We start from the raw sequence: 13,871 nt of genomic DNA on the forward strand, positions 1-13,871 counted from the left end.
TTTCCAAAGGCTAAAGGCTCTGTAAGGGCGCTGACGCACGGAACGTGCAAGCAATGTCGCCGAACGCAACGGCTCGGAGCAATGGGACCGTCGAACGCGGTTCTTTGACACGGCTCGAACCGTTCGTGTCCTAGCCGTCAAGACCCCAAAGATCCGGGTTGCGTTTGAAATACTCAATCAGCATCTCGGTGAGGACGCGCACTTTCCGCGTAGGATGCTGCCCCGGCGGGCGTACGACATACGCAGCTCCCGGAGGTACCGGATAGCGTGTCATGATCGGGACCAGCGCGCCGGAGGCCACATGTTCATGTGTAATGCAATCGGGGAGCCAGGCGATGCCGAGACCCGCCGCCGCCGCCGCGGCAAGCGCCGTGGCGCTGTCGGCCTTGAATCTTCCCTGCGGCTGGACCGTAACAATCTTGCCGCCATCCATGAACTGCCAGGCTTCCGTTCCCTGCATGAGGGCCTGATGGGTGACGAGTTCGTCCGGAGTCTCGGGTGACGCGTGCGCTTTGATGTAGTCCGGGCTCGCGACAAGCTTTCCATGGATAGGCCCGACGCGCTTCGCGATCAGGTTGGAGTCCTGAAGGTAGGCGCCCCGGATCGCGCAATCGAAACCCTCTGCGATGAGATCGACGAAGCGATCGCTGTATGAAGTATGGATGTGAAGATTCGGGTGCAGACGCGCCATTTCCGCGAGCACGGGGGCAAAATGGGTCGCGCCGAAAGTAAGCGGCATGGCAACCCTCAGGCGGCCGCGTAGCTCACCGGTGGGGAAGATCGCTTCCCTGGCCGTATCAATCTCGGCGCTGGCTCGGGCCGCATGATCTCTGAAAGTAATTCCCGCCTCCGTGAGCGAGGCGCCGCGGGTCGTTCGTGCAAGAAGCTGGACGCCAAGCTCCGCCTCAACCCGAAAGAGCCGCCGACTGACGATCGACTTGGAGACGCCGAGTCGGCGGGCGGCGGCCGATACGCCCCCGGCATCGGCCACTACGACGAATGTCTGCAGATCTTCGATGTCCAATCGGCGTTCCTCGTTTCGCGACACAGCTTGCCTGAATATGGCACTATCGCATCATTAAAAGGAACAGCAAATTGCGTTTCGGCAACGTCGCCCGCTGGCGCATGTCTCCCGAAAACCCATGCCGTCCAGACGGCAGAGAAAGGAAGTCTTGATGACCCCTCGTAACGGCCTTGCTTCGCTTCTTCGTCCCGCAGATTCGGTCCTCGTCCTGATCGACCACCAGCCCTATCAGCTGGCCAATCTGAACAGCCACGACCCACACATGGTGGTCAACAACACGACCGCGCTGGCGAAGCTAGCAAAAGCCTTCGGTGTTCCGACCATTCTCACCAGCGTGATTGCGGCGCGCGGAGGACTTCTCTTCAAGCAGATCACCGACGTATTTCCGGACCAGGAAGTCATCGATCGCACCTGGGTGAACACCTGGCAGGACGAGAATGTGGTGAACGTCGTCAAGGCGACCGGCCGCAAGCAGCTGATCATCGCCGGCCTGTGGACCGAGGTCTGCGTCGCAATGCCTGTGATCCAGGCCGCCGGCGAAGGCTGGGACGTGACCGTGATCACCGACGCGTCGGGCGGGATTTCGAGGGAGTCTCACGAAGTTGCCATCCAGCGAATGATCGCGGCCGGCGCGAACGTGATGACCGTGATGGCGCTCACTGGCGAATGGCAACGCGATTGGGCGCGCACCGAGCATGTCGAGGAGCTGACCGAGATTCTCATTCAGCACTTCGGCGGCAGCGGCATCGCGTACCTCTGGGAACAGCAGCTGCTCAACACGCCGGTGCCGAGCGCCGCGGGCTGATCTGGGCGGAGGTGACGAAAGCTGGAGCGATCCAGCGCCAACAGGCTGGCTGCTTATCGAGCCGCGTCATCCCACTCCACAAGACGGCCGCCCATGCCCGAATGCAGGGGCGGCCGGTGTCATCAACGATCACTTCCTCCAGCCATTGACCGCAACTGCAGCCGGCGCAGCCTGACTATCTATCGCCTCATTCAAAGGACCATGGAGATGTTCGGCGGAGCGCTCCCGAGAGGAAATAACAGTCATCCATCCGAACTTCAAAGTGAGCCTGACGCAACCGGGCGCTCTGATCGAGACGATGACTCGCAGTTCGGATATATCGACTGGAACAGAGGACCTTGCAACCAATCGACAACCCGTCAAGCACGCGGTTGTCATCATGTCTTAGGTACAAACTGCTACCCATGTCTCCGGAACGGACCTTCGACGTCTGGCGGAGGAAGTGGGATTCGAACCCACGGTGAGCTTGCACCCACGCCGGTTTTCAAGACCGGTGCCTTAAACCGCTCGGCCATTCCTCCATCGTAATTCTTCAACCACTTGGGTAGCGCGAGGCCAGCTCGTTTGGCCTGTTGGCACCGGATTGGCACCGAAGGCGCTCCCGGCTGGTTCACGCCTCATTCCTGTAAAGCGGCATTGAGGGCTGCGTCAACCACCGCTGCGTCGGTTCCTGCTTTCCTGGGCAGACTCTGAGCGTGTCGGGATCGAGCACCGGGACTAGCGCGGTCCAATGGTGCATGAAGAAGAGAGCCCGCCGCGGGCGTTGCCCGAGATGTGAGGCGCTGCAGTGCTTGCATGCAGGGGGCCAGGCAAGGGCGCAATCCGGCTATCGACCGGAACCCATCAAGCAACCGGGCGGACGGGTTAATCCCCACAGGGCCAACCTCTTGGGACGGCTGCGGTATTCCCCCAAAAATTTAGTTCGCCAAGGGAACAGCTGCTGGTGAGGAAGGCCGAAGCTGCAATTTGGCTCCGGCCTGAGCTGTCCTCAGTCTTTGCAGCTTTCATCGGCCTTTGCCGCCGCGGCCTTATCACCATGCTGCTGCGCCTCAATGTCCTGCTGCGAGGTTGCGAGATTCTTGTCGCCGCCGCCTTCAGCGCCCGCCAATGGCATTGTGGCGCCATCCTTGGCGGTTGGCTTGCCCGCGCTGTCCGTGGCTTTCGGGGCCTCTAAGGGCGCGTGAGTTCCATCTTTCGAAATGCCGGCGGTCTGCTCGGCATCCGTCCCGGCATTGGAAGCCGACTTGTCCGGGCATGCGGCGATCGCAGACCCGGCAGAAAGTGACATTGCGATCGCGATTGTCAATGAAGCCATTTTCATCATGCTCATCCTTCTGTTCGAGTGCCCTGCGGATGAAACTAGCGGCGCATTTCTTTGTTCCGGACTGTCGGTCCGCTGCCCGACAAAGCCTGTCAACGGGCAGGTATCGCCGGCAGGAGCGAAGCCAGGCTCTCTGTGGCAGAGGGCATCACATCTCTCGCGTGGAAGCGCGAAAATCGTTACTTTTCAGAGGGCTCTCGTGGTGGAGACGCCACAATCTTGCCCGGTTGCAGCCACAATCGGTTAATACCGTGATAAGCAATTCCTGCGCACAAAGGATCGGGGTTCAAAGGCGTCGTTGGTATTGGTCGGGTGAGTGTTTCGGCTTCTTCGACGGTTGGATACGACGTCTAGGTCAAGACTGAAGGGGACATCAGGAAAATGCAGGCTGTGACGCAACCGCGTCTTCGTCGCGCTGCTACAGTCGCGTTGTTCGCCATGTCGGCCGCCTTGCTGGCGGCTTGTGCGTCGCAGCCCGAGCCGAAAGCGATGGTCTACAAGAAGACCCGCTCCAAGGAATATTTCGCCGAATCCGAATATGGCGTGAAGGCAAGCCCGCGTGTGATCTCGCAGAATGGGCGCATCCAACGTGGCGGCGGCAGGGATCAGCTCGGCAAACCCTATCAGGTCCGCGGCAAGTGGTATTACCCGAAGGAAGACAAGCGCTACGCCAAGGTCGGCCTGGCCTCCTGGTATGGCGACGCCTTCCATGGCCGGCTTACCGCCAATGGCGAAGTCTACGACATGACCCACCTGACCGCAGCGCACCCGACCATGCCGCTGCCAAGCTATGCCCGTGTCACCAATCTCAAGACCGGCAGTTCGGTCATCGTTCGCGTCAACGATCGCGGCCCATATCACGAAGGCCGCATCATCGATGTGTCGGAGCGCGCTGCCCAGATGCTTGACTATGCCAACACCGGCACCGCTCAGGTGAAGGTCGAATATGTCGGCCGCGCGCCGCTTGACGGTGATGACGACCAATATCTGATGGCTTCCTACCATCCCGGCAACAGAGTGCCCGACCCGTCGGACGGACTGCCGACCGGCGTCATGGTCGCCATGAACGGGCCGTCGCCAAGCCTGCCTGCGGGCAGCGCCGCCGTGCCGTTTCCGGGCCAGTTGACCGATTCCGGTTCTGTCCAGCCGGCCATGTCGGCGCAGCCGTCGGCTTATGGCGATCTGGCGCTTCCCGATTTCGGGCCCATCGTGCCGGAACGCCCGCAGATCAATCTGCCGCCGCAATCGCCGTTTGCCGTGGCCTCGCTGTCCTACGCCGACGAACGGGTCGAACGCGCCTCAAATGCCTTCGCCGCGCTGGGTGGCGACGGCATGTCGCCGGCCGACGTGCTTCAATCGTGGAAGCGGCAGCCGCCACCGGGCGGTCCGTCCACCGCCTATGTCGCTGCCGGTTCGTTCGAGGATGCCGGAGAAGCCAAGCGTATTGCCGCTCAGCTTGCCGCCTTCGGCAAGATCGAGATCCAGCGTTCGGAACTCGACGGCGAGGATTGGTATTCGGTCAATCTCTATCCCGATGGCCACCGCAATCTGGACGAGATGTTGCAGGCTGCCTGGTCGCATGGCGCTCCCGATGCGCTGGCTGTGCGCAACTGAGTACAAGCCAGGCTGGATTTCCGCTACGCGGTTGATCCGCCGTGCAAAAAGCCCGATACTTTTTGCGGGCTTGCCGGCGGTGCCGGCCAACGGGTCGAACATCATGCAATTTCGCTTGCTCCCGCTCGCCGGGCTTCTGGTTTTTGGCCTGCTGCTGTTTTTCCAGGCTCCGGCCGGCGCGCAGCTGTTCGAGACCAAGGCCGCACAGGCCTTCATGATCGACGCCGAGACCGGGACGGTGCTGTTTTCCAAGGATGCCGACAAGCCGATACCGCCGGCCTCAATGGCCAAGCTGATGACCATGGAAGTGGTTTTCAACGCCATCAAGTCTGGTCGCCTGAAGCTCGACGATACGTTCGTCGTCAGCGAAAACGCCTGGCGCAAGGGTGGCGCGCCTTCGGGAACATCGACGATGTTCGCCAAGCTCAAGTCGTCGATCCGGCTCGAAGACCTGATTCAGGGCGTGACCGTGCAGGCGGCCAATGACGGCTGCATCATCATCGCCGAAGGCATGTCGGGATCCGAGGACAATTTTGCCGCGCAGATGACCGAACGGGCCCGCCAGATCGGCCTCAAGACGTCGACTTTCGTCAATTCGACCGGCCTGCCGGCGGATGGCCAACAGACGACCGTGCGCGAGCTGGCGCAGCTCGCCCTGCACCTGTGGCGTGATTATCCGGATTTCTACCGCTACTACGGCCAGAAGGATTTTACCTGGAACAAGATCTCGCAGAGGAACCGCAATCCGCTGCTGGCGATGGACATCGGCGCCGACGGCCTGGCGGTCGGTGCGAGCGAGGCAGCCGGCTTCGGCATCGTCGGTACGGTCAGTCACAACGGCACACGGGTGATCGCGGCGATGAGCGGGCTGGCCTCGGACAAGGAGCGTGCCGAAGAGGCGCGAAAGCTGCTCGACTGGGGTGTCCGCTCGTTCGAGAAGACCGAAATCTTCGCCAGGGACGAGGTGGTTGGAGAAGCCCAGGTTTTTGGCGGCGCCAAGCCCAGGGTGATGCTGAAGGCCAAGGGTCCGATCGACATCTTCCTGCCGATCACCAACCGCGACAAGCTGACGGCCAGGATCGTCTATGACGGCCCGATTGCAGCACCGGTGGAGGAGGGGCAGCCGGTGGGTGCGCTGCGCGTCTGGATCGGCGATACGCTGAGCCAGGAGACGCCGCTTTTCGCCGCCGAATCGATCGGCGTCGGCACGCTGCCGCAGCGCGCCCTCGATGCAGTCAAGGAACTGGCGGTCGGCTGGCTGCGCTAAGGCACGTCGCTCAAATCTGGCCATGGTTTTGGCGAACGACATGACATGAAAGCAAAAAATGACGGCATGGACGTTTGGCCGAACGCGGACTATCTAGAGCGCTACAATCCCATTCAGCCATGGACAAGAAGGCCTCTCGGTTGGCACGCGGTTTTTTCATCACCTTCGAAGGCGGCGAGGGGGCAGGCAAGTCGACGCAGATCGAGCGGCTGGCCAGGAAGATGCGCGCCAAGAAATACGATGTGCTGCTTACCCGCGAACCTGGCGGCTCGCCGGGCGCCGAAGCCGTCAGGCATGTGCTGCTTTCGGGCGCGGCCGAACCGTTCGGACCGAAGATGGAAGCGCTGCTTTTCGCCGCCGCGCGGTCCGATCATGTCGAGCAGCTCATCCGGCCGGCGGTCGAGCGTGGCTCCATCGTGCTTTGCGACCGCTTCCTCGATTCCTCACGCGTCTACCAGGGCGTCACAGGCGGCATCGATCCGGCGTTCATGGATGCGCTGGAGCAGGTCGCCATCAACGGCATGATGCCGGACATGACGCTGATCTTCGACATCGATCCGGCGGAAGGCCTGAGGCGCGCAACGCTGCGGCGCGGCACCGAGGCAGTCGCCGACCGCTTCGAAAAGGAGACGCTGGCGATCCATCAGGCCCGCCGCGAGGCGTTTCTGGCGATCGCCAAGGCCGAGCCGGAGCGCTGCATCGTCATCGACGCAGCCGCCGAGCCCGACGCGGTCGAGAACGTCGTCACCGCGGCGGTGTTCGCGGCACTGGCGGCGAGAACGCCGGCACGCGACAGGCAGGCAACGCCGGCATGATCTTCGAGCGCATTGCACCCGAGCAGCACGACACGCTCGACGGCGTGCCGGAGCCCTCCGAAACGCCCCTTCTGGTCGGGCACGGCCAGGCTGCGGGCGTGCTCACCGCTGCCTATCGGGCGGGCAAGCTGCCTCATGCACTGATCTTCTCCGGACCGGTCGGCATCGGCAAGGCGACGCTCGCCTTCCACCTTGCGCATCATCTGTTGAAGCACCCGGATTTTGCGAACGCGCCGGAAAGCCTTGCCGCTCCCGATCCGGCGTCGTCGCTGTTCCGCCAGATCGCCACCGGGGCGCATCCTTCCGTGCTGCATCTGACCCGGCCGTTGAACGACAAGACCAAGAGTTTCAAGACAGTCGTCACCGTCGATGAGATCCGCAAGGTCAGCCGCTTCCTGTCGCTGACCTCGCACGACGGCAGCTATCGGGTGGTCATCGTCGATCCCGCCGACGACATGAACACCAATGCCGCCAATGCGTTGCTGAAAAATCTTGAAGAGCCGCCGGCACGGACGCTGTTCATCCTGATTGTCCACGCGCCGGGCAGCCTGCTGCCGACGATCCGGTCGCGCTGTCAGGTGGTGCGATTGAACCCGCTCGACGCCGACGACCTGATGACGGTGCTGGAAACGACCGAGCCGGCGCCGCCTGGCGATCCGGCGGCTCGCGCGGCACTGGTCGGGCGGGCAGGGGGCAGCGCCCGCAACGCGATCCTGTTGACGCAGTATGGCGGGCTGGAGATCGCCTCCACGCTCGACGCTCTGGTCACCGGCAGAAAGAGCGATGTCGGCGGCGCGTTTCGCCTCGCCGAAGCCGTGGCCGGCCGCGATCAGGCGATCCAGTTCGATATCTTCAACCGCCGGGCGCTGGACCTGTTGTCGGACGCGGCAAGTCAGGCAGCACTGGCGGGCGATCTCGCACGGGCCAAAAAATTGTCGGACACTTGGCATGAGGCGCTGGACGCTATATCTGAGACCGATACCTACAATCTCGACAAGAAGCAGCACGCCCTGATCATGATCGACCGCCTGAATTCTGCAATGCGAATGTGACGGTTTTCCCGATGCATGCCGTTGTCCCCAAAACCGGGGCCACTTTTGGGCGGCATGCATTGGCATCGGGATGGCAAATGCTGCCTCGATACGATATCCACCGCCACGCCTTTCCATTCAGACATTCATGACGGTTCATTCATGTCACGCGACAAGTTCTACATCACCACCCCGATCTTTTATCCGAACGGCAAGCCGCATATCGGCCACGCCTATACGGTCATTGCAACCGACGCCCTGGCGCGCTTCCAGCGCCTGGATGGCAAGGACGTATTCTTCCTGACCGGTACCGACGAACACGGTCTGAAGATGCAGCAAACGGCCGAGAAGGAAGGCATAACGCCGCTGGCGCTGGCCGACCGCAATTCGGCGATTTTCCGCGCCATGACCGAGGCGATGGGTGGCTCGAACGACGACTACATCCGCACGACGGAACCGCGCCACTATGAATCCTGCCAGGCAATCTGGAAGGCGATGGCCGCCAATGGCGACATCTATCTCGACCGCTATAGCGGCTGGTACTCGGTGCGCCAGGAAGCCTATTTCGACGAAGGTGAGACGATCGTCGGCGACGACGGCGTGCGTCGCGAACCGCTTGGATCGCCCGTCGAATGGAACGAGGAAGAAAGCTACTTCTTCAGGCTTTCCGCCTATCAGGACAAATTGCTGGCGCTTTATGAGAGCCAGCCCGACTTTGTCGGTCCGACCGAGCGCCGCAACGAGGTGCTCAGCTTCGTCAAGTCCGGGCTGAAGGATCTGTCGATCTCGCGCACGACCTTCAAATGGGGCGTGCCGGTGCCGGGCGACGACAAGCATGTGATGTATGTCTGGGTCGATGCCTTGACCAACTACATCACCGCCGCCGGCTATCCCGACACAAAGGCCGAGCAATGGCGCTATTGGCCGGCTACGCACATCATCGGCAAGGACATTGTCCGCTTCCACGCGGTCTATTGGCCGGCCTTTCTGATGTCGGCGGGCATCGAGTTGCCAAAGCGCGTTTTCGCGCATGGCTTCCTGTTCAACCGCGGCGAGAAGATGTCGAAATCGGTTGGCAACGTCGTGGATCCATTCGCGATGGTCGAGCACTACGGTCTCGATCAGGTGCGCTACTTCTTCCTGCGCGAGGTGCCCTTCGGCAACGACGGCAGCTACAGCCATGACGCGATCGTCAACCGCACCAATGCCGACCTTGCCAATGGTCTCGGCAACCTGGCGCAGCGCTCGCTGTCGATGATCGCCAAGATCTGCGGCGGCGTGGTGCCACAGCGCGGCGACCTGACGGATGCCGACAGCGCGATCCTGGACCAGGCCGTCGCCGCTCTCGACACCGCGCGCAAGGCGATGGCCGAGCAGGGCATCCATCTGGCGCTGGCGTCGATCTTCGGCGTGGTGGCGGAAGCCGATCGCTACTTTGCCGGAGAGGCGCCATGGGCGTTGAAGAAGACCAATCCGGAGCGCATGGAAACCGTGCTGTGGACGACCGCCGAGGTCGTGCGCCGCGTGGCGGTGCTGTGTCAGCCCTTTACTCCGGGATCAGCCGCGAAACTGCTCGATCTGCTGGCGGTGCCGGCGGACAGCCGCGACTTCGTGCATGTCCACGCGGACCATGCGCTGGTGCCGGGCACCGCGTTACCCGTGCCGGAAGGGGTTTTTCCACGTTACGTCGAACAGCCGGACGCGAACGTCTGATGCTCGTCGACAGCCACTGCCATCTGGATTTTCCAGATTTCGCCGAGGAGCGGGCTTCCATTGTCGCTCGCGCCAAGGCGGCCGGTATAGGCCGCATGGTGACGATCTCAACTCGCGTGAAGAGATTTCAGCAAATCCTTGAAATCGCAGAGACTTTCGAAGAAGTATACTGTTCGGTCGGCACCCATCCGCACAATGCCGCGGAAGAGCTCGACGTAACATCTGCCGATCTCGTGCGGCTGGCCGCCCACCCGAAAGTGGTGGCGATCGGCGAGGCCGGTCTCGACTATTTCTACGACAAGGCGCCACGCGATGCGCAGGCGCAAGGCTTTCGCAATCACATCGCCACCGCACGCGAAACGGGGCTGCCGCTGGTCATCCATTCGCGCGATGCCGATGCAGATATGGCTGATATTCTTGAGGCCGAAACGGGGAAGGGCACCTTCCCCTTCATGCTGCACTGCTTTTCTTCCGGGCGTCGGCTTGCCGAAATTGGCGTCGCTCTCGGCGGCTACGTGTCGTTCTCGGGTATCCTCACCTTCAAGAATTCGGCTGAGTTGCGCGCCATTGCCGCCGATGTGCCGCATGACCGGCTGCTGGTCGAAACCGACGCGCCCTACCTGGCGCCCGTGCCGTTTCGCGGCAAACGCAACGAGCCGGCCTATGTCGCCCATACCGCCAAGGTGCTGGCCGAAACCATCGGCGTCAGCGAAGCTGAAATCGCTGATCTGACGACGGATAATTTCTTCCGGCTGTTCGGCAAGATGCCGCGGCCTGTAGAGCAAAGCGCCTGAACGATGACCGACCGGCTGCGCCTCACCATTCTCGGCTGCGGCTCGTCGCCAGGTACGCCGCGCATCACCGGCGACTGGGGCAATTGCGACCCCGACAACCCGAAGAACCGGCGCACGCGTGCCGCCGCACTCGTCGAGCGGATCGCGTCGAATGGCGGCCGCACGACTGTGGTCATCGACACGGGGCCGGATTTTCGGCAGCAGATGCTGCTGGCCGGCGTTAAACGTATCGATTCGGTCGTCTATACCCACCCGCATGCCGACCATATCCATGGCATCGACGATCTGCGCGGCTTCGTTCTCGATCAGCGCCAGCTGATCGACGTTCATGCCGACAGGGCGACGATGCTTCGGCTGCGGGAAGCGTTCGGATACTGTTTCGAGACGCCGCAAGGCAGTTCCTATCCGCCGATCGTCAGGCCGCATCTCATCGACCACACCAGGCCGGTGGTCATCGAAGGAGAGGGGGGTACCCTCACCCTCGAGCCGCTGCCGCAGATCCACGGCGACATCGTATCGCTCGGTTTCCGCATCGGCGGTCTCGCCTATTGCCCCGACATCAGCGACTTTCCGGAGCCCACCGCCGAACGGCTGCGCGCCCTCGACGTGCTGATCATCGATGCGCTGCAATACCGGCCGCATCCTAGTCACCTGTCCCTTGGCGAAGCGCTTGATTGGATCGAGCGGCTGGCGCCGATACATGCGGTGCTGACGCATATGCACGTGCCGCTCGACTACGCAACGGTGGTGGCCGAGACACCAGCCAATGTCGAACCAGCCTATGATGGGATGATGATTGAAATCCCTTACGAATCAGCGTGAAAGAAACAGAACTTCATGACCGGCTCCAGGGCTCGCGTACCCAAAGCGCTGCCGATGCCGGTATGCATGACGACGTGACCTCACCGTCTCGGATACGCTGCCCGGCACACGGCCATCACAGTATCGCGAAACCAGCGATGGGCCGGGTCGGCGTCCATTCGCGGATGCCACATCGCCGATATCTTGAACTCCGGCGTGGGGACCGGGACTTCGAAGGTCGCAAGACCCGATGTGACAGGGAGATCGCTCGTCAAGCTGTTGCCCAGGCATGAATGCGGCACCAGCGCGACCAGATCCGATTGGCGTGCAATCCGCATTGCATCCGGATATCCAGGCACGACGACCCTTATCGCCCGTTTAAACCCCAGCTTCTCCAGGGCGGCATCGACGGGCTCGATTCTCTCCCCATCCTTGGACGCCAAGACATGGTCGCAGGCGGCATATCTTTCTGCGGTCACCGCCGCGCGCTCGAGAAGAGGATGTCCAATTCGGGCCACGCCGACAAGCTTGTCATGGAACAGGAACTGGGTGCGTATCTCCGGCGCGGACGTTCCAAGCAGGCCGATCTCCAGATCAATGAGCCCCTCCCTTAGCGGCCGCGCGTCTTTGTCAGGTTTGGGGACAAAGCGAAGGCAGATCCGTGGGGCTGCCCGAGTGACCGCGGCCACGACGGGGCCAGACAGAAATTCCAGAAATGCCTCGCTCACTCGGACGGTAAATGTCAGTTCGAGCGACGCGACGTCCATATGCGTGATCTGCGGCCGGAGCACTGCTTGCACGTCCCGCGCAAGCTCATGGACGCGCTCGCGCAGTTCGGCAGCGCGCGGTGTCGGCACCAGGCCTCGCCCGGCGCGAACGAGCAGCGGGTCGCCTGTTGCTGCCCGAAGTCGCGTGAGCGTCCGGCTCATGGCCGATGCGCTCAAGCCGAGGCGACGGGCTGCCCCTGTCACGCTGCCCTCGGCGAGCAGCACATCCAGTGCGACGAGAAGGTTCAGGTCCACATCAACATTGGTCATGACCTGAGCCTATCCCAGCCGCGTCGCCAGACATAGCGTTTGATGCAACCATACTTTGACTTTGATGCGTCTGGCGCCCTGCGCACGGCCGCTTATATCGGCTGTCGGACCAACATCGAAAGCTACCAACTCTCATGCCCAAACACATTCCGAGCGACCCAGCTCGCACAATCCTCCTCATTGGCGCATCGCGGGGCCTCGGCCATGCCATGGCGGCCGAGTTCCTGAAAAAGGGATGGAATGTCGTCGGCACAGTTCGCGGCGGCGGAACCCGGACCTTGCTGCACGATCTGGCAGACGAGCATGCTGGCCGGGTCGAGATAGAGACCCTGGACATCTGCGAGCCCGACCAGGTTGCGGGCCTGCGCCAACGCCTGACCGGCAAGATGTTCGACATGCTGTTCGTTAACGCCGGAACGACGAACAACGAGACGGATACGGTCGGGCAGGTGACGACCGACGAATTCATCCGGGTCATGCTCACGAACGCGCTGAGCCCGCTGCGCGTGATCGAGAGCCTCGATGACTTTGTCGAGGCGTCCGGGTTGATTGGCGTGATGTCGTCTGGACAGGGCAGCGTCTGCAACAACACGACCGGCATGCGCGAGGTCTACCGCGGCAGCAAGGCCGCCTTGAACCAGTATATGCGCTGCTACGCAGCCCGGCACGCGGGCGAGGCCCGTTCGATGGTCCTGATGGCGCCGGGCTGGGTTCGCACGGAGTTGGGCGGCCCGGGCGCACGGCTCACCATCCAAGAGAGCATTCCCAGCCTTGTGAACGTGCTCCTCGCAAAACGGGGAAACCCCGGCCTGGAATATCTTGACTATCTCGGCCGCACCGTTCCCTGGTGAAATCGCGGGCTGTGATGAAGTTCATCGGCATCGAAGATGTTAAGCTAGGCCAGCTGTTGTAAAAGGAGAGGGCTCTGACCACCGATCAAGCTGAAATCCACTATAAATCAGCATGATGCGAATAAACCCTCATACGGTCTTCCGGCTCCTTGACGCAAATATCAGCAGCGTTCCGATCCGCTCGTAGCCCATCCGGGGATAAAGCAGCGCCCCGGCGTGGGTTGCAGCCAGCGCCGAGTACCTCGACCCACGCGCCCGATCGTCGTGCAACATTCTCGACATCAAAGCCTGGCCAATGCCGCGACGCCGGTGCGACGGCTCGACATACATGCTCGAACACCATGTGGCTCCCAGGGCATCAAGGCTGCGTACGCGCCCAACGATATCGGCGCCATCGACTGCCACATACTGACGGAATGGCGCGCTGTCGCCGAGCAAATCGTCTGGGATCGGCTGCCTGCGGATGATCTTTCCCAACTGCGCCGCCCGTTCGGCTGTCTGCACGCGTTCGATCGAAGCAACCGCCGGCGGGCTGGGAATGCGGCGCAATCGGTGGACGAAAAAGCCTTCGGTCCGAAGCAGCCGGTAGCCGAGAGCTTTGTAGGCAGTTCGTGTCGGCCCGTCCGGATCCTCGTGCGCGATCATAACGGAAATGGCAAAGCCCGGCCGTGCATGCTGCCGCACGATGGCATCGGCCTGTTGAGCGGCGACGTCATGGACGACCCATTCTTCGCCGCGGTAGTCGCGAGGATTCTTGCGCTCGGCGTCGCGCATCAGCCACAACGGCCCAACACGGCG

At 62.2% G+C, this 13,871-nt stretch carries 13 protein-coding genes and 1 tRNA gene; 9 read left to right on the forward strand and 5 right to left on the reverse strand.

Annotated elements, in window-relative coordinates; all coding sequences use genetic code 11:
* Positions 1-130: 130 nt before the first annotated feature.
* The gene (locus AC0L3E_RS24210; protein ID WP_473605800.1) at positions 131-1,024 is read right to left on the reverse strand and encodes a LysR family transcriptional regulator; all 894 of its coding nucleotides are present in this window, start codon (positions 1,022-1,024) and stop codon (positions 131-133) included.
* 151 nt (positions 1,025-1,175) lie between these two features.
* Here AC0L3E_RS24210 and AC0L3E_RS24215 point away from each other — a divergent pair, with 151 nt between their 5' ends.
* Positions 1,176-1,829: a hydrolase gene (locus tag AC0L3E_RS24215; protein WP_127268278.1), complete on the forward strand. Its 654-nt coding sequence runs from the start codon at positions 1,176-1,178 to the stop codon at positions 1,827-1,829.
* Positions 1,830-2,260: 431 nt separating this feature from the next.
* Here the strand turns inward: AC0L3E_RS24215 and AC0L3E_RS24220 are convergent.
* Together AC0L3E_RS24220 and AC0L3E_RS24225 are read right to left on the reverse strand one after the other, a co-directional pair.
* Positions 2,261-2,350 (reverse strand) — tRNA-Ser (locus AC0L3E_RS24220).
* A gap of 467 nt (positions 2,351-2,817) precedes the next feature.
* Positions 2,818-3,153 carry a hypothetical protein gene (locus AC0L3E_RS24225; RefSeq protein ID WP_127269315.1) on the reverse strand — a complete coding sequence of 112 codons (336 nt, stop codon included), beginning with the start codon at positions 3,151-3,153 and terminating at the stop codon, positions 2,818-2,820.
* A 378-nt stretch (positions 3,154-3,531) separates the two neighbouring features.
* Between AC0L3E_RS24225 and AC0L3E_RS24230 the strand changes: the two genes are divergently transcribed.
* The 7 genes from AC0L3E_RS24230 (at position 3,532) to AC0L3E_RS24260 (ending at position 11,206) form a co-directional block, all read left to right on the forward strand.
* On the forward strand, positions 3,532-4,764 hold the full coding sequence (locus AC0L3E_RS24230) for a septal ring lytic transglycosylase RlpA family protein (RefSeq protein ID WP_473605801.1): 1,233 nt from the start codon (positions 3,532-3,534) through the stop codon (positions 4,762-4,764).
* Between the two features lie 103 nt (positions 4,765-4,867).
* A complete protein-coding gene (locus AC0L3E_RS24235) occupies positions 4,868-6,031 on the forward strand; it encodes a D-alanyl-D-alanine carboxypeptidase family protein (protein WP_206631324.1) in 1,164 nt (387 codons plus the stop codon).
* A gap of 140 nt (positions 6,032-6,171) precedes the next feature.
* Positions 6,172-6,846, forward strand: a complete 675-nt coding sequence (gene tmk / locus AC0L3E_RS24240) for a dTMP kinase (protein ID WP_164748920.1) — start codon at positions 6,172-6,174, stop codon at positions 6,844-6,846.
* Positions 6,843-7,898 (forward strand): DNA polymerase III subunit delta', encoded by a 1,056-nt coding sequence (locus AC0L3E_RS24245; protein WP_127269115.1) that lies wholly within the window; start codon positions 6,843-6,845, stop codon positions 7,896-7,898. The genes tmk and AC0L3E_RS24245 overlap by 4 nt, the downstream gene beginning before the upstream one ends.
* A 141-nt stretch (positions 7,899-8,039) precedes the next feature.
* Positions 8,040-9,590: a methionine--tRNA ligase gene (gene metG, locus AC0L3E_RS24250; protein WP_473605803.1), complete on the forward strand. Its 1,551-nt coding sequence runs from the start codon at positions 8,040-8,042 to the stop codon at positions 9,588-9,590.
* Complete coding sequence (locus tag AC0L3E_RS24255; protein ID WP_128309817.1) at positions 9,590-10,384, forward strand: TatD family hydrolase; 795 nt, start codon at positions 9,590-9,592, stop codon at positions 10,382-10,384. The genes metG and AC0L3E_RS24255 overlap by 1 nt, the downstream gene beginning before the upstream one ends.
* Before the next feature lie 3 nt (positions 10,385-10,387).
* Positions 10,388-11,206 carry an MBL fold metallo-hydrolase gene (locus tag AC0L3E_RS24260; protein ID WP_128309818.1) on the forward strand — a complete coding sequence of 273 codons (819 nt, stop codon included), beginning with the start codon at positions 10,388-10,390 and terminating at the stop codon, positions 11,204-11,206.
* An 80-nt stretch (positions 11,207-11,286) separates the two neighbouring features.
* On the opposite strand, the gene AC0L3E_RS24265 is transcribed toward AC0L3E_RS24260, so the two are convergent.
* Complete coding sequence (locus tag AC0L3E_RS24265; RefSeq protein WP_473605804.1) at positions 11,287-12,222, reverse strand: LysR family transcriptional regulator; 936 nt, start codon at positions 12,220-12,222, stop codon at positions 11,287-11,289.
* Between the two features lie 134 nt (positions 12,223-12,356).
* Between AC0L3E_RS24265 and AC0L3E_RS24270 the strand changes: the two genes are divergently transcribed.
* Positions 12,357-13,073: an SDR family NAD(P)-dependent oxidoreductase gene (locus AC0L3E_RS24270; RefSeq protein ID WP_127268848.1), complete on the forward strand. Its 717-nt coding sequence runs from the start codon at positions 12,357-12,359 to the stop codon at positions 13,071-13,073.
* Positions 13,074-13,202: 129 nt separating this feature from the next.
* On the opposite strand, the gene AC0L3E_RS24275 is transcribed toward AC0L3E_RS24270, so the two are convergent.
* On the reverse strand, positions 13,203-13,847 hold the full coding sequence (locus AC0L3E_RS24275; protein ID WP_236383391.1) for a GNAT family N-acetyltransferase: 645 nt from the start codon (positions 13,845-13,847) through the stop codon (positions 13,203-13,205).
* Between the last annotated feature and the right edge of the window lie 24 nt (positions 13,848-13,871).

It is taken from the genome of Mesorhizobium sp. WSM4822, assembly GCF_055811155.1.

What these genes read in the sequence shown, in the direction of transcription:
- AC0L3E_RS24215 (WP_127268278.1), top strand. Translation starts at nt 1,176, where the DNA reads ATGACCCCTCGTAACGGCCTTGCTTCGCTTCTTCGTCCCGCAGATTCG.
- AC0L3E_RS24225 (WP_127269315.1), bottom strand. Translation starts at nt 3,153, where the DNA reads ATGATGAAAATGGCTTCATTGACAATCGCGATCGCAATGTCACTTTCT.
- AC0L3E_RS24230 (WP_473605801.1), top strand. Translation starts at nt 3,532, where the DNA reads ATGCAGGCTGTGACGCAACCGCGTCTTCGTCGCGCTGCTACAGTCGCG.
- AC0L3E_RS24235 (WP_206631324.1), top strand. Translation starts at nt 4,868, where the DNA reads ATGCAATTTCGCTTGCTCCCGCTCGCCGGGCTTCTGGTTTTTGGCCTG.
- AC0L3E_RS24245 (WP_127269115.1), top strand. Translation starts at nt 6,843, where the DNA reads ATGATCTTCGAGCGCATTGCACCCGAGCAGCACGACACGCTCGACGGC.
- metG (WP_473605803.1), top strand. Translation starts at nt 8,040, where the DNA reads ATGTCACGCGACAAGTTCTACATCACCACCCCGATCTTTTATCCGAAC.
- AC0L3E_RS24255 (WP_128309817.1), top strand. Translation starts at nt 9,590, where the DNA reads ATGCTCGTCGACAGCCACTGCCATCTGGATTTTCCAGATTTCGCCGAG.
- AC0L3E_RS24260 (WP_128309818.1), top strand. Translation starts at nt 10,388, where the DNA reads ATGACCGACCGGCTGCGCCTCACCATTCTCGGCTGCGGCTCGTCGCCA.
- AC0L3E_RS24265 (WP_473605804.1), bottom strand. Translation starts at nt 12,222, where the DNA reads ATGACCAATGTTGATGTGGACCTGAACCTTCTCGTCGCACTGGATGTG.
- AC0L3E_RS24270 (WP_127268848.1), top strand. Translation starts at nt 12,357, where the DNA reads ATGCCCAAACACATTCCGAGCGACCCAGCTCGCACAATCCTCCTCATT.
- AC0L3E_RS24275 (WP_236383391.1), bottom strand. Translation starts at nt 13,847, where the DNA reads ATGCGCGACGCCGAGCGCAAGAATCCTCGCGACTACCGCGGCGAAGAA.